This is a genomic window from Streptomyces sp. NPDC004629 (genome assembly GCF_042873595.1).
Classification (GTDB): Bacteria; Actinomycetota; Actinomycetes; order Streptomycetales; family Streptomycetaceae; genus Streptomyces.
The window spans coordinates 194,491-216,495 of sequence record NZ_JBIALO010000014.1 but is presented as its reverse complement, the minus strand read 5'-3'; the positions used below and the strand labels follow the sequence as shown (position 1 = coordinate 216,495).

18 protein-coding genes are annotated in these 22,005 nt (G+C 70.3%); 11 read left to right on the top strand and 7 right to left on the bottom strand.

What is annotated here, in order from left to right; all coding sequences use genetic code 11:
- Nucleotides 1-571: 571 nt before the first annotated feature.
- A complete protein-coding gene (serC, locus tag ACFYTE_RS23045) occupies nucleotides 572-1,690 on the top strand; it encodes a phosphoserine transaminase (RefSeq protein ID WP_388713381.1) in 1,119 nt (372 codons plus the stop codon).
- Between the two features lie 88 nt (nucleotides 1,691-1,778).
- Here the strand turns inward: serC and ACFYTE_RS23040 are convergent, their stop codons facing one another.
- Together ACFYTE_RS23040 and ACFYTE_RS23035 are read right to left on the bottom strand one after the other, a co-directional pair.
- Entirely contained in the window at nucleotides 1,779-3,314 is a 1,536-nt protein-coding gene (locus ACFYTE_RS23040; protein ID WP_388713378.1) for a cellulase family glycosylhydrolase, read from the bottom strand.
- Nucleotides 3,315-3,545: 231 nt separating this feature from the next.
- Nucleotides 3,546-4,520, bottom strand: a complete 975-nt coding sequence (locus ACFYTE_RS23035; protein WP_388713375.1) for a WD40 repeat domain-containing protein — start codon at nucleotides 4,518-4,520, stop codon at nucleotides 3,546-3,548.
- Between the two features lie 88 nt (nucleotides 4,521-4,608).
- Between ACFYTE_RS23035 and ACFYTE_RS23030 the strand changes: the two genes are divergently transcribed.
- From ACFYTE_RS23030 to ACFYTE_RS23015, 4 genes are all read left to right on the top strand, one after another.
- Entirely contained in the window at nucleotides 4,609-5,292 is a 684-nt protein-coding gene (locus ACFYTE_RS23030; protein ID WP_388713372.1) for a GDSL-type esterase/lipase family protein, read from the top strand.
- Between the two features lie 88 nt (nucleotides 5,293-5,380).
- Nucleotides 5,381-5,974 (top strand): Uma2 family endonuclease, encoded by a 594-nt coding sequence (locus ACFYTE_RS23025; protein WP_388713369.1) that lies wholly within the window; start codon nucleotides 5,381-5,383, stop codon nucleotides 5,972-5,974.
- 515 nt (nucleotides 5,975-6,489) lie between these two features.
- Complete coding sequence (locus ACFYTE_RS23020) at nucleotides 6,490-8,901, top strand: SdrD B-like domain-containing protein (protein ID WP_388713366.1); 2,412 nt, start codon at nucleotides 6,490-6,492, stop codon at nucleotides 8,899-8,901.
- 311 nt (nucleotides 8,902-9,212) lie between these two features.
- On the top strand, nucleotides 9,213-9,893 hold the full coding sequence (locus ACFYTE_RS23015; protein WP_388713363.1) for a hypothetical protein: 681 nt from the start codon (nucleotides 9,213-9,215) through the stop codon (nucleotides 9,891-9,893).
- A gap of 7 nt (nucleotides 9,894-9,900) precedes the next feature.
- On the opposite strand, the gene ACFYTE_RS23010 is transcribed toward ACFYTE_RS23015, so the two are convergent.
- Nucleotides 9,901-11,238, bottom strand: coding sequence for a right-handed parallel beta-helix repeat-containing protein (locus ACFYTE_RS23010; RefSeq protein WP_388713360.1), 1,338 nt, complete (start codon nucleotides 11,236-11,238; stop codon nucleotides 9,901-9,903).
- Between the two features lie 90 nt (nucleotides 11,239-11,328).
- Between ACFYTE_RS23010 and ACFYTE_RS23005 the strand changes: the two genes are divergently transcribed.
- The gene (locus ACFYTE_RS23005; RefSeq protein ID WP_388713357.1) at nucleotides 11,329-12,486 is read left to right on the top strand and encodes a Dyp-type peroxidase; all 1,158 of its coding nucleotides are present in this window, start codon (nucleotides 11,329-11,331) and stop codon (nucleotides 12,484-12,486) included.
- A gap of 186 nt (nucleotides 12,487-12,672) precedes the next feature.
- Entirely contained in the window at nucleotides 12,673-13,665 is a 993-nt protein-coding gene (locus ACFYTE_RS23000) for an aldo/keto reductase (protein WP_388713354.1), read from the top strand.
- 463 nt (nucleotides 13,666-14,128) lie between these two features.
- Here ACFYTE_RS23000 and thpR read toward each other — a convergent pair whose 3' ends face one another.
- Entirely contained in the window at nucleotides 14,129-14,701 is a 573-nt protein-coding gene (gene thpR, locus ACFYTE_RS22995; protein ID WP_388713351.1) for an RNA 2',3'-cyclic phosphodiesterase, read from the bottom strand.
- A gap of 109 nt (nucleotides 14,702-14,810) precedes the next feature.
- Between thpR and ACFYTE_RS22990 the strand changes: the two genes are divergently transcribed.
- Entirely contained in the window at nucleotides 14,811-15,269 is a 459-nt protein-coding gene (locus ACFYTE_RS22990) for a GNAT family N-acetyltransferase (RefSeq protein WP_388713443.1), read from the top strand.
- A gap of 39 nt (nucleotides 15,270-15,308) precedes the next feature.
- Here ACFYTE_RS22990 and ACFYTE_RS22985 read toward each other — a convergent pair whose 3' ends face one another.
- Together ACFYTE_RS22985 and ACFYTE_RS22980 are read right to left on the bottom strand one after the other, a co-directional pair.
- A complete protein-coding gene (locus tag ACFYTE_RS22985) occupies nucleotides 15,309-16,586 on the bottom strand; it encodes an MFS transporter (protein ID WP_388713348.1) in 1,278 nt (425 codons plus the stop codon).
- Nucleotides 16,587-16,779: 193 nt separating this feature from the next.
- Nucleotides 16,780-17,217 (bottom strand): MarR family transcriptional regulator, encoded by a 438-nt coding sequence (locus tag ACFYTE_RS22980; RefSeq protein WP_358900320.1) that lies wholly within the window; start codon nucleotides 17,215-17,217, stop codon nucleotides 16,780-16,782.
- Nucleotides 17,218-17,371: 154 nt separating this feature from the next.
- Between ACFYTE_RS22980 and ACFYTE_RS22975 the strand changes: the two genes are divergently transcribed.
- Nucleotides 17,372-17,554, top strand: coding sequence for a ribbon-helix-helix protein, CopG family (locus ACFYTE_RS22975; protein ID WP_351739239.1), 183 nt, complete (start codon nucleotides 17,372-17,374; stop codon nucleotides 17,552-17,554).
- A 13-nt stretch (nucleotides 17,555-17,567) separates the two neighbouring features.
- On the opposite strand, the gene ACFYTE_RS22970 is transcribed toward ACFYTE_RS22975, so the two are convergent.
- Entirely contained in the window at nucleotides 17,568-19,019 is a 1,452-nt protein-coding gene (locus ACFYTE_RS22970; protein ID WP_388713344.1) for an NCS2 family permease, read from the bottom strand.
- A gap of 172 nt (nucleotides 19,020-19,191) precedes the next feature.
- Here ACFYTE_RS22970 and ACFYTE_RS22965 point away from each other — a divergent pair, with 172 nt between their 5' ends.
- Together ACFYTE_RS22965 and ACFYTE_RS22960 are read left to right on the top strand one after the other, a co-directional pair.
- Nucleotides 19,192-19,479 (top strand): DUF2530 domain-containing protein, encoded by a 288-nt coding sequence (locus ACFYTE_RS22965; protein WP_388713341.1) that lies wholly within the window; start codon nucleotides 19,192-19,194, stop codon nucleotides 19,477-19,479.
- 108 nt (nucleotides 19,480-19,587) lie between these two features.
- Nucleotides 19,588-21,984 carry a cation-translocating P-type ATPase gene (locus tag ACFYTE_RS22960; protein ID WP_388713338.1) on the top strand — a complete coding sequence of 799 codons (2,397 nt, stop codon included), beginning with the start codon at nucleotides 19,588-19,590 and terminating at the stop codon, nucleotides 21,982-21,984.
- Nucleotides 21,985-22,005: the final 21 nt, after the last annotated feature.

Here is a 22,005-nt window from a genome sequence, read left to right as displayed (position 1 = left end):
GGCCCTCGGTCACGGACGGCAAGGGGCTCGGGCACATGGGCGTGGCCCACACCCGCGGGAGCCGAGGCTTTCGGGCGCGGACGCGGAAGCCTTCGAGCACGGGGGACAAGATCCTCGGGCGCGCACGGGAAGCCAAGGCCCCCGAAACCCCGCTCCGCCGGACGACGCGGGTCCTGCACGCGCGGGAGCCAGCGCCTGCGCACAAGGACGCTGAGCCTTGCGGGCACGGGAACGGCCATCGGGCACGGGAACGGCCCATCGGGCACGGGAACGGCCATCGGGCGCGGACGGAGTGTAGGGGCCGCCCGCAGCGGGCAGGCAGGCGTGTGAACGGGGGCCGCGGTGGCGGCCGTCAAGGTTGCCGTCAAGGGCCGGGGCACCCATCGGACCATCGCCGCCGCGCGGCGTCGAAACCGTCACAGGCCCGGGGCCGGAGGCCGTGCGCGCCGGCGCTTGAGCCCCCGCGCGCGGGGGGCATGGCCGTCAGCCCGCGAGGGCGCGTCACCCGAAACGCCGTCTCAGCCGACGGACGAGCTTTCGCCCGGGTTTCTTCCGCGGCTAACCTCACCTCGTGGCTGAGATCCAGATTCCTGCTGACATCAAGCCCGCGGACGGTCGGTTCGGCGCGGGTCCCTCCAAGGTCCGGGTGGAGGCGCTGGACGCGCTGGCCGCCACCGGTACGTCCCTGCTGGGCACCTCCCACCGCCAGGCCCCGGTGAAGAACCTGGTCGGCCAGGTGCGCGAGGGCATCGGCGCCCTGTTCTCGCTCCCGGACGGCTACGAGGTCGTCCTCGGCAACGGCGGCTCCACGGCGTTCTGGGACATCGCCACCCACGGGCTGATCGACAACAAGTCGCAGCACCTCACGTTCGGCGAGTTCTCGTCCAAGTTCGCCAAGGCCGCCAAGCTGGCGCCGTGGCTGGCCGAGCCCACGGTCATCGCCACCGACCCCGGCACCCACCCGGAGGCGCGGGCCGAGGCGGGCGTCGACGTCTACGCCTTCACACACAACGAGACCTCGACCGGTGTCGCCATGCCGATCAGGCGGGTGGCCGGCGCCGACGAGGGCGCGCTGGTGCTGGTCGACGCGACCAGCGGCGCCGGCGGCCTCCCGGTCGATGTCGCCGAGACCGACGTCTACTACTTCGCCCCGCAGAAGTCCTTCGCCTCCGACGGCGGCCTGTGGATCGGTGTCTTCTCCCCGGCGGCGATCGAGCGCGCCGAGCGGATCCACGCGAGCGGCCGGCACGTCCCCGAGTTCTTCTCGCTGCCCACGGCGATCGACAACTCGCGCAAGAACCAGACGTACAACACCCCGGCGCTGGCCACCCTCTTCCTGCTGAACCAGCAGTTGGAGTGGCTCAACGGCCAGGGCGGCCTCGCCTGGTCCACGGCCCGCACCAAGGACTCCTCGACCCGCCTGTACGCCTGGGCGGAGGAGTCCAAGTACGCCACCCCGTTCGTCTCCGACGCGGCCAAGCGCTCCCAGGTCGTCGGCACGATCGACTTCGCCGACGACATCGACGCGGCGGCCGTCGCCAAGGTGCTGCGCGCCAACGGCATCGTCGACACCGAGCCGTACCGCAAGCTCGGCCGCAACCAGCTGCGCATCGCGATGTTCCCGGCCGTCGACCCGGCGGACGTCGAGGCCCTGACCCACTGTGTGGACTACGTGATCGAGAAGCTCTGACCGCTTCCGTACGGCGGTGACCCGCCGCCTCCCGTACGGCGCAGGGGCGCCCGGTGCTCGCCGGGCGCCCTTCGTTCGTGCGGGTCGGTCAGGTGGCCGTGCAGGTCGGGCTCGGCACGGTGCCGCCGCCGGGTGCGCCGCCGAAGCCGAATCCGGCCGAACCGCCCGCGGCGATCGCCCCGTTGTGCGCGGCGTTCACCACCGTGACGCCCGCCCCGCTCTGCGTGTACGTCGCGTTCCACAGGGAGGTCACCCGCTGGCCGCCGCTCCACGTCCAGGTCACCTTCCAGGAGGTGATGGGGGTGGTGCCGGTGTTGGTGATCCGCACATCGGCGTTGAAGCCGCTGCCCCAGTCGCTGCTGACGGTGTATACGGCGCTGCACGCGGGCTTGCTCCCACCGTCGCCGCCACCGCCGCCGCCCGGGAAGCCGGGCGCCTTGACGCTCGCCAGGTAGCCGTCCTTCACGGTGTCCACGGTCGTCCAGTCGTCCTTCAGGATGCCGCCGGTGTCACCGGAGTTGGGGTTCCACGACCAGAACGTCCAGTGGAAGCTGTCGGCGCCGTACGCCGCCGTCGGCCGGAGGTAGTCCACCAGGGCGGCCAGCCACTTCTGGTCCACGGTGGACTGGAGCGTCGTACCGAACTCGCCCACCCACACGGGAGCGATGTTCTGTTTGAAGATGTAGCCCCAGTACCTGTCCCAGACGCCGGGCATGTTGGCGGGGAACGTGGGGTCGCTGAACCAGCTCTGCTGGGCGACGCTGGTGGCGTAGTCGTGGGCGGAGTACACGACCCGGTCGGCCACGTCGAGCTGGACCGGGTACTGGGCGACGCCCATGAGGTTGCCGCCCCACCACCCGGAGACCCCGTTGTACGTCTGCACGCCCTCGACGAAGACCAGCAGGTCGGGGTTGGCGGACAGGACGGCGTTGCCGGCGCGCTGGGCGGCCAGCCGCCAGTCGGTGGCCTGGTCGCCGCAGCCCCAGCAGGCGGGGTCGTGCGGCTCGTTGTGCAGGTCGATACCGATGACGGTGTCCTGGTCCCGGTAACGGGTCGCCAGCGCCTTGAGGTTGGCGATCCACGTCGACTCGGGGACGGCCGCGGTGTACCAGAGCGCCGACTGGCCGCCGGAGTCGGGGCGGTGCCGGTCGAGGATGACCTTCATGCCGTCCTGGCCCGCGCGGGCCACGATGCGGTCCATGACCTGGAGCGAGGTGAGCCCCTGGAGGTCGGCGTTCTTGCCGCCGGAGAAGTCGATGCTGTCGGGGACGGTGCCGGCCTTGAGGACGTCGTCGCTGTAGGGCAGCCGGATGGTGTTGTAGCCGAGCGACTTCATCTGGTCGATCATGCTCTTGTAGTCGCGGGACCAGAGGCCGTGCACGACGTGGTTGCCGGTCTCGAAGCCGAACCAGTTGATGCCGGCGATGCGCACCGGTTGTCCGGCCGCGTCCAGGATCTGCCGGCCACTGGTGTGCCAGTAGCCCGCCCCGGCCTCGGCCGCGGCGTGCGCGGGTCCGGCGGAGACCAGGGCGACCAGGGAGAGCAGCGGTAACAGGAGCGCCGCGACGGCGGCACACAGCGCCCTTCGCCATCCGCGGAGACGCGATATGTGATCACGGGACATGTGGCAGCAGGACAGGTGACCACGAGACGTGTGCTCACAGGACGTGTGGCCACGAGACGTGTGATCACGAGACATATGGCGGCGGAACGTATGGCAGCGGGGCATATGACTGGGTCCTCTCAAGGAGGCGCGGCCCCGGAACTCATGGGAGCGCTCCCATGTACCGCGCACCACCCAGCAAACTGGCACACCATGCACGCGTCAAGATGGGCGGCACGCGCCCGCCCGCGCTCAGTCGCGGCGGCGCAGCCGACGCAGCCAGAGCAGGGCGGCGGCGGCCACCGCGACGAGGGCGGCGACCTTCAGTCCGGAACCGGCACTCGGGCCGCCCGCCCCGTCGGCCGCGGCGTGCCCGTTCCCGGAGGACGGGGCGGAGCCTCCGCCGCCCCCGGGCGCGTCCTCGGCCGTCACCGAACTGTCGGCGCCCTCGCTGCCGTACAGGAGCTTGGTACCGTCCGCGGAGTAGGTCACGGACTCCCCCTGCCGTTGCAAGGGCACATTGAGCCGCTGCCGGCGCCGGATGTCGCCGCCGTTCCAGTCGTACAGGATCCCGCCAAAATAGCCGCGCACCGCGAGCTGCCGGCCGTCCGGCGAGAAGGCGGCGTCGGTGGCCCACAGGTCGACGGGCGCGACCGGCTTGAAGACGTTGGTGCCGGACGCCGACAGCCGCGCGGGCCCCTCGTACAGATGCCCGCCGTCCTCCTTCTTGTCGATGATGTACACCCGCCCCGATTTGGGGTGCACGGCCAGCGACTCCGCGTTCCGCGCGCCGTTCGCGTACTTCACCACGTACTGCGTCGCGCGGATCGTCTGGTCCTTCAGTGTCTCGGGCTCGGGCAGCCGGTAGATCCAGACGTACGGCCACGAGCCGTCGAGGTTGTCGCCGATGTCACCGACGTAGATCTGGTTGCCGGGTCCGATGGAGATCGCCTCGACGTCGCGCGGGGAACCGACGCCGCTCAGCGTCACCGTGGCGACGGTCCTGCCGGTGGCGCCGTCCACGGCGTAGAGGTACGGCCCGTCGTCGCTGTCGTTGTGCGTCCAGTAGATGCCCGGGTGCAGGCGGGAGGCGGCCAGGCCGCTGGACTCGGTGATCCGAGGGTCCTTGATCGTGAACCCCCCGTCACCGTCGGCCGCGGTGGCGGGCGGCACGGCGAGGGCACCCGTGAGCAGAGCCCCGGCGAAGAGGGCCAACGATCGACGCATGCCCCAAGCCTGCCATCCCGACCCGCGGCCGGCCCGACGTGGTGGGCCTCACATCCCACCCGCCGCCGTGATCAACCATCATGAGCGGATGCTTAGGTTGATGCCCGTCGGTGATTCCATGACCATCGGAAGCACGGGCGACCACACATGGCGTTACCGGCTCTGGCGGCACCTGTGCGCTACGTACGGCGGCCCGTTCACGCTCGTCGGCCCGCGGGAGACGCTCTACGACAAGTCCGCGGACGCGCCGACCTCCTACGCCTACGCCGACCCCGACTTCCCCCGCGGCCACCTGGCCGGCTGGGGCGAGGGCTGGCTGCACATGGCTCCGCTGATCGGCGAGGCGGTGCGCGAGCGCAGGCCGGACGTGCTGCTGGTGTCGCTGGGCCTGATCGACCTCGGCTTCTACACGGACGCCGAGCAGACCGCCCGCAACGCCCGCGCCTTCGTCGCCGCCGCACGCGAGGCCGACCCGGCCGTCCGCATGGTGCTGCTCCCGGTCATCCCGAACATCCGCGCCACGACGGACCCGCTCTTCGCCGACCAGGTGACCCGGTTCAACGAACTGCTGGCAAAGGCGGTGGCGGACCTGGACGAGCCGTCCTCCCCGCTCCTGCTGGCCTCGATACCGGAGCCGTACGACATCCACGCGGACACCTACGACGGCACCCACCCGAACCGGAGCGGCGAACACAAACTGGCGGGGGCGTTCGCGGGGGCGATGTGGGGGGCGTGGGGGATCGGACACCAGTACGCGGCCGGACCAAGCTGACCGGTTTCCGGCGTCTCCTGGCTGCGGTGCATATCGTTGTACCGCGCGGCCGCACCCGTCCGTGGGGCGGCCGGGGAGGAGCGCCACGATGACCGTCCTTGCAGACAGGATCGAGATGGCCGACGCCGACGCCAACACCGAGCGTTTGGACGAGTGGTTCGAGCGCCTTGAGCGGATGCCCGTCCCCGAAGGATTCCGGGTCGAGATCGTCGGGGGCTACGTCTATATGACGCCGCAGCGCAGCAGCCACTGGGAGATCATCTTCGAGATCGCTCAGGCCGTCAGGGGCAGGTTCGGAAAGGGGGTGAAGGTGTTCTCGGACGTCCGGATCGACTTCCCGGGCTACGAGAACGGCTTCTGCCCGGACGTCGCCGTGCTGAAGGACTCGGCGAAGCCGGACGACACAGGCCACTGGCGCTACCAGGACGTCGAGTTCATCGCCGAGGTCATCTCCAAGGGCACGGCCGCCAACGACTACGGCCCCAAGAAGACCGCGTACGCGGTCGCCGAGGTCCCCGTCTACGTCATCGCCGACCCGTACCAGGGGCGGTGCCACGTCTACACCGACCCCAAGGGCGGTGACTACGCCGTGCAGACGAGGGTGGCCTTCGGCACCGACATCGACCTGACCGGAACGGTGGTCGACCTCACCCTCAGGACGGACGAGTTCCCCCTGGACTAGGGCGTGTTCGGGATGTGGTCGCAAGTGCCTGCCCTGTCAAGGCGAGTTGGACGGTGGCCTCGTAGCGGACGGTGAGTCAGTCGTACAGATTCGGCCATCACTTCGCTGTCGCACATCCTTCCGTTCGCCGTTCTCTGAGCGCTCGTCGACTATCGGGGGATAGGATATTGCGCGCTGCTCGCGATGGCGGTCGGTGAGGTCGGGGGTAGGGGCGAAGGCACCGCAATTGAGCTACAAGAAGTGCTTTTTCCTGGCCCGCGGCGCTTACAACTCACCGACAACATCCTCATACGATCACCACAAAGTGGTCCATGCAACAGCAGTGGGCCCCTTTTTTCTCCCCGTGACGTAAGTGGAGATTTCGTGAGAAGCAAGTGCTTCGTTTTCACGACTAGAGACGTGTGGAGTGTGGTGCCATGAACCGACTCGGCAGAGACTCGCGCCGGTTGGCCCGGAGCCTTGTGGAGCCGCCGGCGCGCATCGCCTTATCTGTTCTTTTGCTGGCAGGCGGCGCCGTGGGAGCGACGGCTGGACCGGCCGCCGCTTCAACCGACGACGGCACGCTGACGGTTGAGGTGCTGCGCGACTTCTTCGGCACCGGCGTGATCAACGCGACCATGGACGTGCCGCAGCGGGGCATGAAGGTGGAGATCTCCGACCCCGCCGGGCACGTCGTCAACGGCGTCACGGATGCCACCGGCAAGGTCGTGGTGTCGCAGTCGACCGTGCTGAGCGGCGGCCAGTACCGCGTCGACGTCAGCATCCCGGCGCCGTACAGCGACTATCTGAAGGCGGCGCCCGCGTCGACGGCGGAGAACCACTTCGACAGCTTCACGTCGTTCGTCGATGTGTCGGCCGGAAGAAACGTTTCTGTGGTGACGGGGGTGTGGGACCCGGCCGACTACGCGTTGCCGGACTCGCGGTACTTCGTGCCGGTCCACAACGGCGCCAACGGGACCGACAACCGGGCATTGGTGGCGTTCGGGACGAAGACCCGGGGCACATGTCCCACCGATGTGGCGTGCCCGACCACGCTGGCCACGCAGGACCAGGTGGGCACGACGTTCGGGTTGGCGTACGACAAGGACCGGACCCGGCTGTTCCAGAGCGCGTTCGCCCGCCGGTACGCCGCGTACGGGCCGCAGGGCGGAGGCGCGATCTACACGGTGCCGGTCAACGGCTCGGGTGCGCCGGAGCTGTTCGCGCGGGTGCCGGACGCCGCGGTGACGCAGCACGACACCGCCAACATGATCAAGGATGCCGGGTTCACCGACGCGCCCGGCAAGGAGAGCATCGGTGGCCTGGCCCTGTCGGCGGACGGCTCCACGCTGTACGCGGTGAACCTGCGGACCCGCAGCCTGGTGAGCTTCGACGCGACAGGGGACACCGCCGCGGCGCCCAAGTCGACGGTCCCGATCCCGGACCCGGGGTGCGCGAGCCCCGACGACTGGCGGCCGTTCGGTCTCCAGGTCCACAACAACACGCTGTACGTCGGCGGCGTGTGCAGCGCGGAGAGCACACAGCAGCGCGCGGACCTGAAAGCCGTCGTCTCCACCTACGACGGCAAGCGGTTCACCACGGTGCTGAACCACCCGCTCACGGCCAAACGCGGCAACGTCTTCGGTTCCAGCGACAAGGGCAGCGGCTGGAACCCGTGGAACACCAGCCTGGACACGTGGGACGACCGGAAGTCGGGCAACGTCTTCGTCGATCCGCAGCCGGAGCTGGCCTCCCTCGCCTTCGCCCGCGACGGCTCGATAATCCTGGGTTTCCGCGACCGGTTCATGGACGTGCTCGGTTGGGGAGGTCTTGACCCCCGCCCGGGGAACGACACGGCGGAAAACGGCATGTCCGGTGGTGACATCACCATGGTCTGCGCCACTCCCACCGGTGAATACCAGTGGGAAGGCACCGGGAGCTGCCCCAACCACGCCACCCCGGCCAACAATGGCGGCCAGGCCGCCGATGTCGTCGAATACTTCCCGGGCGACTTCTACACCACCGCGCACCAGGAGACCTCGCTGGGGTCGGTGGCCTATATCCCGCAGCAGCAGTGGGTCGTCAGCACGGAGTTCGACCCGGTCGTCAACGTCGCGACATCGGGGACCGGTTACCACGACATCACGACCGGTCAGGGCCCGGGCAACAACCCGACCGCCAACGGGTTCCAGTTCGTCAGCCGGGAACAGGGCGGGTTCGGCAAGGCCGGCGGGCTCGGTGACATCGCGTACGCGGCGGCGAACGCGCCGATCCAGATCGGCAACGTCGTGTGGTTCGACGGCGACCACAACGGGATCCAGGACCCGGGGCACGTGCTGCTGCCGGGGGCGACGATCAACCTGCTGGACGCGGACGGCAAACAGGTCGCCACGACCAGGACCAACGCCGCCGGCGAGTACTACTTCGGTGGTGTCGGCGCCGCGTACGAGCTGACGCCGGGCGCGAAGTACACGGTGCAGTTCGACGTGTGCACCGCGGACACCGGCCAGGTGCCCGAGCAGCCCCCGGCGAGCGAGCTGAGGTTCACGCTCCCGCGGGCCGGTGCCAGCCGTGCGCACGACTCCAATGTGACCCCGCCGACCACCGGACCGCTGTGCAACGGCTACGCGCCTGTCACGGCGCCGGACAAGCCGGGCGGGGTCGATCACACGATCGACGCCGGGGTGTACATCCCGAAGGAAACGCCGGACCCGACCCCGACGCCGACTCCCACTCCGACGCCGACTCCGACGCCACCCGCGGCCTCCACACCGCCGTCGCCCGCGCCGCCTGCCAACCACCCGGCCCCGGCCGGTGGAGGCGGGGGTTCGCTGGCGAGCACCGGTACGCCCGGGCTGGCGGAGATGATCGGCATCGTCGGTCTGCTGGTGGGTGCGGGCCTGGTCATCGCGTTCGTGACCCGGAATCGTCGCGCCCGGCAACACTGAACGAACCGCACAACGGTGATCTGCCCGTCCACGATCCGGACGGTGCGGACGGGCAGATCACGTCTAGGCCGGTCCACGAGGGCCGGCCTTGGCGTGGTCTGCCACCGGACTGCCGTCCGGCCGCCGCGAGCCCGCGGCGGCCGGACGGTGTGGTGATCGAAAGGATGAATCGGAGAGTGTCAGCGTCGAACCGCGTGCGGAGTGTGAGAATCCGGCAAGCCCCACCGGGTCGTCCGGCCGGCCGGCGCCGATGGCCGCGGTCGCGCCGGGTCGCGGTCGTCGTCGGCATCGCGGCCGTTGCGGTGGCCGCGGTGGCCGCGTTCCTGGTCGCCGACGGCGGCTCCGGCGCCGACGGTCCGCGCCCGCTGACGGCGGATGAGGCGAGCCGACTGGCGATCACGCGATTCCGTAACTACCAGGCGCAGGGCCGCGCGATGACGATCACCGTGCCGGGCACGGCCGGCGGGCTGACCGTCACCGGGTCCGTCGACTATCGGCACAAGGTCGGTTACGGCGTGGTGCACGGCACCGGGCGCCACAAGTCCAGTGACGGGCTGATCCAGTGGACGCCCACCTCGGTGCGCGTCCGCCCGATGACGGACGCCCCGGCGCACGCACCCGCGTCGCCGCCCCGTCCGGGCTGGTACGACCGTCCGCTGCTGGCGTCCGGCAGCGCGCTGGACACCTCCCTGTCCATCGCGCTCGGTCTCGGCGGCGACCGGCCGGACAACGCCGAACTGCTGCCGCAGAACGGCGCCGCCTGGCGGGGGCGGGAGCAGGTGGACGGGCGCTGGGTGGACGTCATGACCGGACCGTCCTCCCCTGACCGCTCCGGTACGGCGGGCAACGTGCGCTACTGGATCGGCTCCGACGGCACCATGTACCGGGTCCGCGTCAGCGTGGGTTCGCAGCCGGAGCCGGTAGTCATCGATTTCGACACCCACAAGTACGTTCCGGTCAAGCCGGTGCCCGGAACCACCCCGGCCCGGTAGCCGCCGTTCAGGACGTCTGCACCCGCGCGTTCGCGGCGAGCAGGGACGCCGGCGGCAGCCGGATGTCCTCCGTCTTCGGCAGGGCCGGCACGGGCGGGACAGCGGTGGCGCCCGCGGTGCCGGCGTCGGGGAACTGCGGCTGCGGAGCAGGCGCAGCGACCTCGGTGAACGGGATGCCACCGGGTGCCTTCGGCGCCTCCCATGTGCCGGCCGGCGAGGACGACCCGGCCGGAAGGGGGCAGACCGCAGTCGTCGCCAGCCGGGCGGGCACGGTGGTGCGCAGATCGTTGCCCCGCAGGCAGTTGCCCCGTCCCCGCGTGGCGGTGGGGAACGTCCAGCCGACGTCGACGCCGTTGCCGGTGAACGTGTTGTCCACTATCTGGTTGCCGACCGGAGGCATGTCGGCGGTCGCGGTGATCACCAGCCCGGTGCTGCGGTTGCCGGCGATGCGGTTGCGGATGAACCGGTTGTCGCTGCCGCCGTCGATGCCGGCGCCGATGCCCCACCCGCCGTCGGCCTGCTCCGGGGTGGCCGTCTGCTGGTTGGCGGCGATCAGATTGCCCGCGATGACGGAGCCCTTCTGCGGGAGCAGTTTCTCCTGGTGGTCGGAGTTGGTGGTGAGTCCGACCCGGTTGCCGACCAGGCGGTTGCCGACCACATACATGTCCTCGCTGGCGTTGGTGCCTTCGTAACCGACCGCGTTGAGTTCGGCGACGTTGTCCCGCACCACGACGTTGCAGGGCTTGCACTGGCCGACATAGATCCCCGAGTCGGCGCCGCCCGACGCGTACGAGTGCTCGATGGCACCGTTCTGGGCGGAGAACGCGTAGATGCCGTACAGACCGTTGCGGGTCGCGGTCACGTGGGAGACCAGGAACGACTTCAGGAAGGTGACGGGCTCGTCGCCGGTGTCGTAGCCGCCGCTTCCCCCCGGCAGGCCGGCGGCCGCCTTCGCCGAACCGGTGACCAGGACCCCGTTCTGCGTGTTGTTCTGCACGGTCAGGTTCTCCACGGCCACCCCGGGCGCCGAGACGACGACGCCGTTCGGCTGCTGCAACCGACCGTCGATGACGACCTTGTCCCGGGACAAACCGCGAAGGGTGATGCGCGCCGTGTCGATCTTCACCGACTCGTGATACACGCCCGGCGCGACCAGCACCAGGTCACCGGGGCGCGCCAAGGACACCGCATCCGAGATCGTCGGGGCATCGGCGGGTACTCGGATCGTCACATGCGCACCGGCCGGACGCCGGCCTTTGTCCGATCCGCCATCGCCGCCGCAGCCTGCCACCAGGGTCAGCGTGCCCACTACCGCCGCCAACACGCGAAGAGCTGATCGAGACATGATCCCATTCTGGCATGACGCGCCCAATCGCACGCCAGAATCGCGGGGTTGACCGGCCCCGCGCTATACGGCTGTGACATTCTGCATCCCATGCGCCGAGCCGATCAACCCCCGTCACGCCGCAGGTTCCTCGATGTCACCGGCGCCATGATGGCCGCCGGTCTGGCCGCCGGGTGCACATCGGACTCCGCCCAGCCAGGCCGGCACGCCCCTGCCCCGGGGGCCACGCCAACGCCGGTTCCGGCGACGGGCCGCCATCAGGCAGGCATCACGCTCCCCCAGCCGGCCCAGCCCAACCTGCTCGCCGTGGTGGCCGACCTCGGTGCCACCGTGGCTCCCGGCCCGTTACTGGCCGACCTCGGCCAGGCCATCCGCACGCTCACGGCGGGGACCGACAGGCGGCTGCTGGGCCTGCCGCCCGGCGACCTCACCGTGACCGTCGGCGTGGGCCCCCGGCTGGTGCGCACGGCCGGTGCCTCGCTGCCCGGCGCGGCCGACCTCCCGCGGTTCTCCCGCGAGCGGATCGCCCCGCAAGCACGCGGCGGTGACCTGCTGATACAGATCTGCGCCAGCGACGCGCTGCTCCTACCGGTCGTCGCCGCCGCGCTTCTGGACCAGGCCGGTGACCGCGTCCGTGAACGCTGGCGCCAGTCCGCACGCCGCGGTGCGAACGTGTCCGTCGGCAACGGCCTCACCGCGCCACGCAACCCGCTCGGTTTCATCGATGGCATCGTGGGCCCGCACACGGCCGCCGAACAACAACGCGACCTGTGGCTGGCGGGGCCCCCTGCGGTCGCCGGCGGCACCCTTGCCGTACTGCGGCGTATGGAACTCGATCTGCCGCGGTTCGCCGCCCTGTCCGTAGCCGAACAGGAAGCGGTCTTCGGGCGGCGCCGGGCCAGCGGCGTCCCCCTCTCCGGCGGCACCGCCGCCTCGGGCCCGGAACTCGGAGCCAAGACACCGGACGGGCGCTATCTCGTCCCCGCGGACGCCCACGCGCGCAGAGCGCACGCCACCGTGGTCGGGGTCGGACTCATGCTCCGCCGCTCCTACAGCACCGACGAGCCCGCCCCCGGCCTGCTCTTCATCAGCTTCCAGAACGACCTGCGGACCTTCACCGCCACGCTCACCCACATGGACACCTCCGACGCACTGCTGTCCTTCACCACCACAACCGCCAGCGCGACCTTCCTGATCCTCCCCGGCTTCGACCGGCAACACCCGCTCGGTTCCCGGCTGTTCGGCTGATCGCGATCAACTTGAGGACGGGGAGACCGCGATGCCGCACACTGCCTGTCGATTCGCAGGCGTCTGCGGCTCACGACGGACGCCTTTCCCACGGGACCGGCTCGGACGGAGTTCTTCCGGTCCGGCCGCATCCGTCTTCTTCATGCGCTTGCATAGAGCGCACTCCAAGTCGTTGGCTGGGTGTCCATGAAGTACACGCAGCTAGGACGCACGGGACTCAAGGTCAGCCGACTCGTCCTCGGCACCATGAACTTCGGCCCGCTGACCGATGAGGCCGACAGTCACGCCATCATGGACGCGGCGCTGGACTCGGGCATCAACTTCTTCGACACCGCGAACGTCTATGGGTGGGGTGAGAACAAGGGCCGCACCGAGAAGATCATCGGGAACTGGTTCGCGAAGGGCGGCGAGCGGCGCGACAAGGTCGTCCTCGCCACCAAGGTGTACGGCAACATGGCCGCCGACGGCGACGCCTGGCCCAACCACGACAAGCTCTCCGCGCTGAACATCCGGCGGGCGGTGGACGCCAGCCTCAAGCGACTGCAGACCGACCACATCGACCTGTACCAGTTCCACCACGTCGACCGCAGCACCCCCTTCGAGGAGATCTGGCAGGCGATCGACGTCCTCGTGCAGCAGGGCAAGATCCTCTACGTCGGGTCGAGCAACTTCCCCGGCTACAAGATCGCCCAGGCCAACGAGATCGCCGAGCGGCGGGGCGGGACCATCGGGCTGGTCAGCGAGCAGTGCCTGTACAACCTCGCCGAGCGCCGCGCCGAGATGGAGGTCATCCCGGCGGCCCAGGAATACGGCCTCGGGGTCATCCCGTGGTCGCCGCTGCACGGCGGGCTGCTCGGCGGCGTGCTCAAGAAGCAGGTGCAGGACGGCAGGCGCGCTTCGGGCCGGTCGGCGGACGCGCTCGCCGACACCTCCGTGCGGGCGCAGATCCAGGCGTACGAGGACCTGCTCGACAAGCACGGCGTCGACCCGGGCGAGACCGCCCTGGCCTGGCTGCTGACCCGGCCCGGTGTGACCGGCCCGATCGTCGGCCCGCGCACCGCGCAGCAGTTGGAGTCGGCCCTGCGGGCGGTGGAGCTGGAGCTGTCCCAGGAACTGCTGGACGGCCTCGACGAGATCTTCCCCGGTCCGGGCCCCTCCCCGGAGGCCTTCGCCTGGTAACGACCCCGAAGGCCCCGGCAGTCATCGCCGGGGCCTCCGCCAAACATCCTGCGCCCGGAACGCCTCCCGACGACGGCGCGGGAAAGACATGGAGCGGCCGACAGCACCCCGCGCTCGGCCGCATCGACATACGCCCACCGCAGCCGCCCCCAAAGGGGCGCGGGGAACGGCGCGATCAACCACGAAGGCGCCGCAGCCAACGAACGACAGGCGTCCCCCAAAGGGGGCGCGGGGAACGGCGCAAACAACCACAACGCCCCCGCACCCAACAAACGACAGGCACCACCAAAAAGGGGCGCGAGGAACGGCACGCCCAGCCACAACGGCGCCGCAAATCGCCGACGGCACATCGCGGAGCGTCAGCGCTCAGCCGAACGCCGCCGCCAGCGCCACCACGACGAGCATCAGCACAAGCGCACCGGCCATGATCCGGTTCCGTGTTTTCGGGTCCACGTACCCGAGGTTAACCGGCCCCGCCGAGCGCCCAGCGGGCGACCGACTCGTAACGGGGCTGCTCGCCGGGGACCCCGGACCTCGGCAGGTTGCTGCGCACGAGGACGAGGTCGGCCACGGTCCAGGTGCGGCTCGTGAAGGCGGCGAGGGCCCGGACGTACGGCCGGGCGTCCACCGAGTCACGGCCGCGGGCCACGGTCAGATGGGCCTTGTAGTGCCGGTGCTCCCCCATGGGCAGGCCCGCCCTCCGCCCAGCCGCCTCGGCCCGCCCGGCCAGCCGGCGCAGCGCCTCCAGATCGCCCCGCGCCCCGGTCCACAACGCCTGCCCGCGGCCGAACTGCCCGCCGCCCGCGAGCGCCAGCGGAAACGGGGCGCTGCGCCCGGCCGCGCGCGCCAGGCGGGCCGACAGGTCCGCTACAAGCGTGTCGTCGACCTCGCCGTAGAAGGCGAGGGTGAAGTGCCAGCCGGGGCGGCCGGTCCAGCGCAGCCCGTCCGCGCCGGGCAGCCGCCGCAACCGGGCGATCTCGGCGGCGAGTTCACCGGCGACGTCCTCCGGGGGCAGCACGGCGGCGAAAAGTCTCATACCTCACCCTCCCAGACGGGCGGACCGGGGCATCATGGCGGGCGTGGAGCGAAGCGAGAAGATCTCGATCAGGGCGGGAGGGGCCGACGACGTCCCGCTGATCCTCGGCATGTTCGACAGCGGCGTCCAGTGGCTGGTCGCGCAGGGGCGCACCGAGCAGTGGGGGTCGACGCCCTGGTCGGCGAATCCGCGGGCGGTGGCGCTGGTCGAGCGGTACGTCACCGAGGGCGCCCCGTTCATCGCCGAGTACGACGGGGTGCCGGCGGCCACGCTCACCCTCACCGACGCGCCCGCACCCTATGTCCGGCCCGCGGACGAGCCCGAGCGCTACATCCACATCCTGGCCTCCGACCGCCGTTTCAAGGGCCTCGGTGTCGGGGCCGCACTGCTCGCGCACGCGGTGGCGCAGACCCGTCGTTCCGGCGTCTCGCTGCTGCGGGTGGACTGCTACGCGGGCGGCGACCGCAAGCTGGTCGCCTACTACGAGCGCAACGGTTTCACGCCGGCCGAGTCCTTCACGGTCGGCGAGCATGCCTGGCCCGGGCAGGTGCTGGCCCGCAGGGTGTGACCCGGGGCGGGTGCCGCCCCGGCCCACCCCCGCGGGATGTCAGGCCGCCGCCAGCTCCGGCTCGCGCTCCGGCTCACGCCGTACGAAGCGGACCTGCGGGTGGCCGTGGTTCCAGCCGACCGAGAGGCGCAGTCTGCCGATGCGGGCCAGGAGCACCCCGATGGCGGCGGCCGCCGCGGCCGAGATGACGCCGCCGACGGCGAAGCCGACCCGGGGGCCGTAGGCGTCGGTGATCCAGCCGACGACGGGGGCGCCCAGCGGCGTACCGCCCATGAAGACCATCATGAACAGGGCCATCACCCGGCCCCGCATCGCCGGGTCGGTGGCCATCTGGACCGAGGTGTTCGCGGTCACGTTGACCGTCAGTCCGAAGATCCCGATCGGGACCATGAGCAGCGCGAACAGCCAGTAGGACGGGGCGAGCGCGGCGACGACCTCCAGGGTGCCGAAGGCCACCGCGGCGGCGGTCAGGATTCGCAGCCGGGCGGTGCCACGGCGGGCGGCGAGCAGCGCGCCGGCCACCGAACCGACCGCCATCAGCGTGTTGAAGAGGCTGTAGGCGCCGGCGCCGGCGTGGAAGACGTCGTCCGCGTAGGCGGACAGCCAGACCGGGAAGTTGAAACCGAAGGTGCCGATGAAGCCGACCAGGACGATCGGCCAGATCAGCTCGGGACGGCCCGCGACATAGCGCAGTCCCTCCCGCAGCTGGCCCTTGCCGCGCGGGGTCGGCTCGACGACGTGCAGCTCACGGGCGCGCATCAGCAGGAGTCCGGCGAGGGGGGCGACGAAGGACAGGCCGTTGAACAGGAAGGCCCAGCCGGTGCCGACGCCGGTGATCAGTACGCCCGCGACGGCGGGTCCGATCAGCCGGGCGGACTGGAAGTTCGCGGAGTTCAGGCTGACCGCGTTCTGCAGCTGGTCGGGGCCGACCATCTCGGAGACGAAGGACTGGCGGGCCGGGTTGTCGACGACGGTGGCGAGTCCGACGGCGAAGGCGGCGAGGTAGACGTGCCACACCTGGACGTGGCCGGAGAGGGTCAGCGCGGCGAGCGCGAGGCCGGTGACGGCCATCGACGTCTGGGTGACGAGGAGGGTGGGCCGCTTGGGCAGGCGGTCGACGAGGACGCCGCCGTAGAGGCCGAACAGCAGCATCGGCAGGAACTGCAGGGCCGTCGTGACGCCGACGGCCGTGGAGGAGCCGGTGAGGCTGAGCACCAGCCAGTCCTGGGCTATGCGCTGCATCCAGGTGCCGGTGTTGGAGACGACCTGGCCGATGAAGAAGAGCCGGTAGTTCCTGATCTTCAGCGAGCTGAACATCGAGGACCGGGCGGTGCGAGGGGTGGTGGTAGTGGTCGGTGCGGGGGCGGAAGCTGCTCCGGATCCCGTACTCAAAGGGTTCGCCTCCTCTTGGATTGGTCCGTTGTGAACGGGGCGTCCGCCTCCGGCGCGCTGCGCCGGTGCGGGTGCGCCCCTGCGGCTCACTCGCGGAACGGGACGGGCTGGGCGGGGTTCACAGGTGTGCGAGCTTTTCCAGGACGGGGGCGGCGGCGCGGAGTTTGGCCCACTCGTCCTCGTCGAGGCCGTCGACCAGGCCGGCCAGGAACGCGTTGCGCTTGCGGCGGCTCTCCTCAAGCATCGCCTCGGCCTGCTCGGTCCTGGTGACGACCTTCTGGCGCCGGTCCTCGGGGTGCGGCTCCAGACGGACCAGTCCCTTGGCTTCGAGCAGCGCCACGATGCGGGTCATCGACGGCGGCTGGACGTGTTCCTTGCGGGCCAGTTCGCCGGGGGTGGCCTGGCCGCAGTTGGACAGGGTGCCGAGCACCGACATCTCGGTGGGGCTCAGCGACTCGTCGACCCGCTGGTGCTTGAGCCGACGGGACAGCCGCATCACGGCGGAACGCAGGGAGTTCACGGCGGCGGCATCGTCGCCATGGGTGAGGTCCGACATGTTTGTTAGGGTAACTCATTACCCTGACTAAAGACCACTCCAGGCGCCACGGATGCCCGTGACTCCGGCCACTGATTCCGGACATCACTCATACGGGTGATGTGGATGCGGAACGTGACCCACCGCTCCGGTGACTGCGGCGACCCTCGTCTCCATGGGGACCAGTGTGCTCAGCCTGCGGATAGACCACGACCTGCTCGAACGGCTCCGGCACCATGCCGCCAGAAGCGGAATGAGCGTCCAGGACTATGTGGTCCGGACGCTCATTCGGAACGACTTCGACGAACGGTTCCAGGCCGCCGTCGAGGAGACGGAGAGGTTCTACGGGGTCACGTGAGCGGGCGGGCGGCTCAGGTCAGGCCGAGGGCCGGCATCAGGTAGTAGAAGGCGAAGACCGCGGAGACGACGTACATCGGTACGGGGATCTCCCGGGCGCGGCCGGCCGCGAGGCGCAGCACCACGAAGGTGATGAAGCCCATGCCGATGCCGTTGGTGATCGAGTAGGTGAACGGCATCATCAGCATCGTGATGAACGCCGGGATCGCGATCGTGTAGTCGGACCAGTCGATCTCCCGGACCGAGCCGGCCAGGATCAGGAAGCCGACCGCGAGCAGCGCCGGGGTGGCCGCCTGCGACGGCACCATCGTGGCGACCGGCGTCAGGAACAGGGCCAGCGCGAACAGCGCGCCGGTGACGATGTTGGCGAAGCCGGTGCGGGCGCCCTCGCCGACGCCGGCCGTGGACTCCACGAAGCAGGTGGTGGCCGAGGAGGAGCTGGCGCCGCCGGCGGCGACGGCGATGCCGTCCACGAAGAGGACCTTGTTGATGCCGGGCATCTGCCCCTGTGCGTCGGTCAGCCTGGCCTCGTCGCTGACGCCCATGATCGTGCCCATGGCGTCGAAGAAACAGGACAGCAGGACCGTGAAGACGAAGAGGATGCCGGTCAGGACGCCGACCTTGTCGAACCCGCCGAAGAGGCTGACCTTGCCGAGCAGTCCGAAGTCGGGGGTGGCGACGGGGTTGCCGGGCCACTTCGGGGTGGTCAGGCCCCAGGAGGGCACCGTGGCGACGGCGTTGATGATCAGCGCGAGCACGGTCATGGAGACGATCGAGATGAGGATCGCCCCGGAGACCTTGCGCACGAGCAGCACCAGCGTGAGCAGCGCGCCGAGCACGAAGACGAGGACCGGCCAGCCGTTGAGGTGGCCGTCCCCGCCGAGCTGGAGCGGGACGGTGGTCTGGGCGACGTCCGGGATGCGGCTGACGAAGCCGGAGTCGACGAGCCCGATCAGCATGATGAACAGGCCGATGCCGATGGAGATGGACTTGCGCAGGCCGTAGGGCACGGCGTTCATGACGCGCTCGCGCAGTCCGGTGGCGACGAGCAGCATCACCACGAAGCCGGCGAGGACGACCATGCCCATGGCGTCGGGCCAGGCCATCCGCGGCGCGAGCTGGAGCGCGACGACGGAGTTCACTCCGAGGCCGGCGGCGAGCGCGATCGGTACATTGCCGATGACGCCCATCAGCAGGGTGGTGAAGGCGGCCGTCACGGCGGTGGCCGTCACCAGCTGGCCGTGATCGAGCTGATGCCCGTACATGTCCTTCGCGCTGCCGAGAATGATCGGGTTCAGCACGATGATGTACGCCATCGCAAAGAACGTGGCGAAGCCGCCACGGATCTCGCGCGCCAGAGTGCTGCCGCGCTCGGAGATCTTGAAGTAGCGGTCGAGGGCGGCGAAGGCGGGCGCCCCGCCCGGCTGCTCCGGGGCGGGAACCTTGGCGGGTGCCGAGGTGGACATGCGGGACCTCATCACCAACGGGATTCCCCCTTACCGCGTTGGAGTTTCATACGATCAGAAGTGGCCAGAGACAAACGGTTTCAGTATGAACGTATAAGGTCCCAGATCGCTATCTCCGCGCGTAGACCACGGGGGCTGCGGGCGGCGGCGCAACGCCTCGTAAGCTGTGCGCATGGCCGCTTTCTCGTCCGGATCCCCCAAGCACGAGGCACCGGAGCCCCTGGAAGGCCCCGTCGTCGCCACCATCACCGGCGGCACGATCATCTGGTTCGTCCTCTTCCTCGTCCAACTCCCCTTCTACGGCTGGTTCGACGAGCACGGCCACACCTGGTGGCTGTGGACCTGCCTGGCCGGCGGCGGCCTCGGACTGATCGGCGTCTGGTACGTCCGCAAGCGGGACGCGGCGATCAAGCGGGCGGCCGACCAGCAGGCGACCGGCCGTCCGACGACGGCGGAATGACCCGGAGGCGGGGCCCCTACTACCACCGCACGACCCGTCTCCTCCCCAGGTCGGATCTTCTGCCCCCTCGGCGGGTGAAGCCGTAGGACCGCACGTACCGTCGATGGCATGACGCACATCGACGCGGGCGCCGAACTCGACCCTGTGCACCCGGTACCCGTTCCGTCGACCCCCTCGACCGGTCTGACCGCCGCCGACGTCGCCGAGCGCGTCGCCCGCGGCCAGGTCAACGACGTCCCGGTCCGCTCCAGCCGCTCCCTCGCCGAGATCGTCCGCGCGAACGTCTTCACCCGCTTCAACGCGATCATCGGCGTCCTGTGGCTGGTCATGCTGGTCGTCGCCCCGATCCAGGACAGCCTCTTCGGCTTTGTGATCCTCGCGAACACCGGCATCGGCATCATCCAGGAGTGGCGCGCGAAGAAGACCCTCGACTCGCTCGCCGTCATCGGCGAGGCCCGGCCGACCGTCCGCCGCGACGGCGACGCCGTCGAGATCGGCACCTCCGAGATCGTCCTCGACGACCTCATCGAGATCGGACCCGGGGACAAGATCGTCGTGGACGGCGTGTGCGCCGAGACCGACGGTCTGGAGATCGACGAGTCACTGCTCACCGGCGAGGCCGACCCCGTCGTCAAGCACCCCGGCGACCGGGTCATGTCCGGCAGCTTCGTCGTCGCCGGCGGCGGCGCCTTCGTCGCCACCAAGGTCGGCCGCGAGGCCTACGCCGCCCAGCTCGCCGAGGAGGCGTCCCGCTTCACCCTCGTCCACTCCGAGCTGCGCACCGGTATCTCCACCATCCTGAAGTACGTGACCTGGATGATGGTCCCGGCCGCCATCGGCCTGGTGATCACCCAGCTCGTCGTCAAGAACAACAACGTGAAGGACGCCGTCGCCCGCACCGTCGGCGGCATCGTCCCGATGGTCCCCGAGGGCCTGGTGCTGCTCACCTCGGTCGCCTTCGCGATCGGCGTGATCCGGCTCGGCCGCAAGCAGTGCCTCGTCCAGGAACTGCCCGCCATCGAGGGTCTCGCCCGCATCGACACCGTCTGCCTCGACAAGACCGGCACGCTCACCGAGGGCGGCATGGACGTCACCGAGCTGCGTCCGCTCGGCGGCAGCGACGAGACATACGTACGCAAGGTCCTCGGCGCGCTCGGCGAGTCGGACCCCCGGCCCAACGCCTCCCTCCAGGCGATCATCGACGCCTACCCGGACAGCGAGGAGTGGCGCTGCGTGGAGTCGCTGCCCTTCTCCTCCGCCCGCAAGTACAGCGGGGCCACCCTCAGCGAGGCGGACGGCGAGAACAGCACCTGGCTGCTCGGCGCCCCGGACGTCCTGCTCACCGACGGCGACCCGGCCCTGGCCGAGACCGAACGGCTCAACGAACAGGGCCTGCGGGTCCTGCTGCTCGCCCGCGCCGTCCGCGACCTGGACGACACCGACGTCGCCAAGGGCGCCCACGCCACCGCCCTGGTCGTCCTGGAGCAGCGGCTGCGCCCCGACGCGGCCGACACCCTGCGCTACTTCGCCGAGCAGAACGTCCATGCCAAGGTCATCTCCGGCGACAACGCCGTGTCGGTCGGGGCGGTCGCCGCCAAGCTGGGGCTGAACGGGGCGGCGGTGGACGCGCGCCGGCTGCCCGTCGAGCGGACCGAGATGGCGGACGCGCTCGACAGGGCCACCGTCTTCGGCCGGGTCACCCCGCAGCAGAAACGGGACATGGTCGGCGCGCTCCAGCACCACGGGCACACGGTCGCGATGACCGGCGACGGGGTCAACGACGTCCTCGCGCTCAAGGACGCCGACATCGGCGTCTCGATGGGCTCCGGCTCCGAGGCCACCCGCGCGGTCGCCCAGATCGTGCTGCTCAACAACAGCTTCGCCACGCTGCCGTCGGTGGTGGCCGAGGGCCGCCGGGTCATCGGCAACATCACCCGGGTGGCCACGCTGTTCCTGGTGAAGACCGTCTACTCGGTGCTGCTGGCCCTGCTGGTGGTGTGCTGGCAGGTCGAGTACCCCTTCCTGCCCCGGCACCTGACCCTGCTGTCCACGCTGACCATCGGCGTCCCGGCCTTCTTCCTGGCGCTCGCCCCGAACACGGAGCGCGCGAGACCCCACTTCGTGCGGCGCGTGATGCGCTACTCGATCCCGGGCGGGGTGGTGGCCGGCGTCGCCACCTTCGTGACGTACCTGCTCGCCCGGCACCACTACACGGGCCCCGACGCGCTGCCCGCGCAGACGAGCGCGGCCACCCTCACGCTGTTCCTGATCTCCATGTGGGTGCTGGCGATCATCGCCCGCCCCTACACCTGGTGGCGGGTGGCCCTGGTCGCCGCGATGGGCGTGGCCTTCCTGTTCGTCCTGGCGGTGCCCGCCCTGCAGGACTTCTTCGCGCTGAAGCTGGTCGGCGTCACGATGCCGTGGACGGCGGTGGGCATCGCGGTACTCGGCGCGGCGGCCCTGGAACTCCTGTGGAAATGGGTCGACCACCGCTTCCCGGTCTAGGCAGGGCGGCGCAGCCGACAC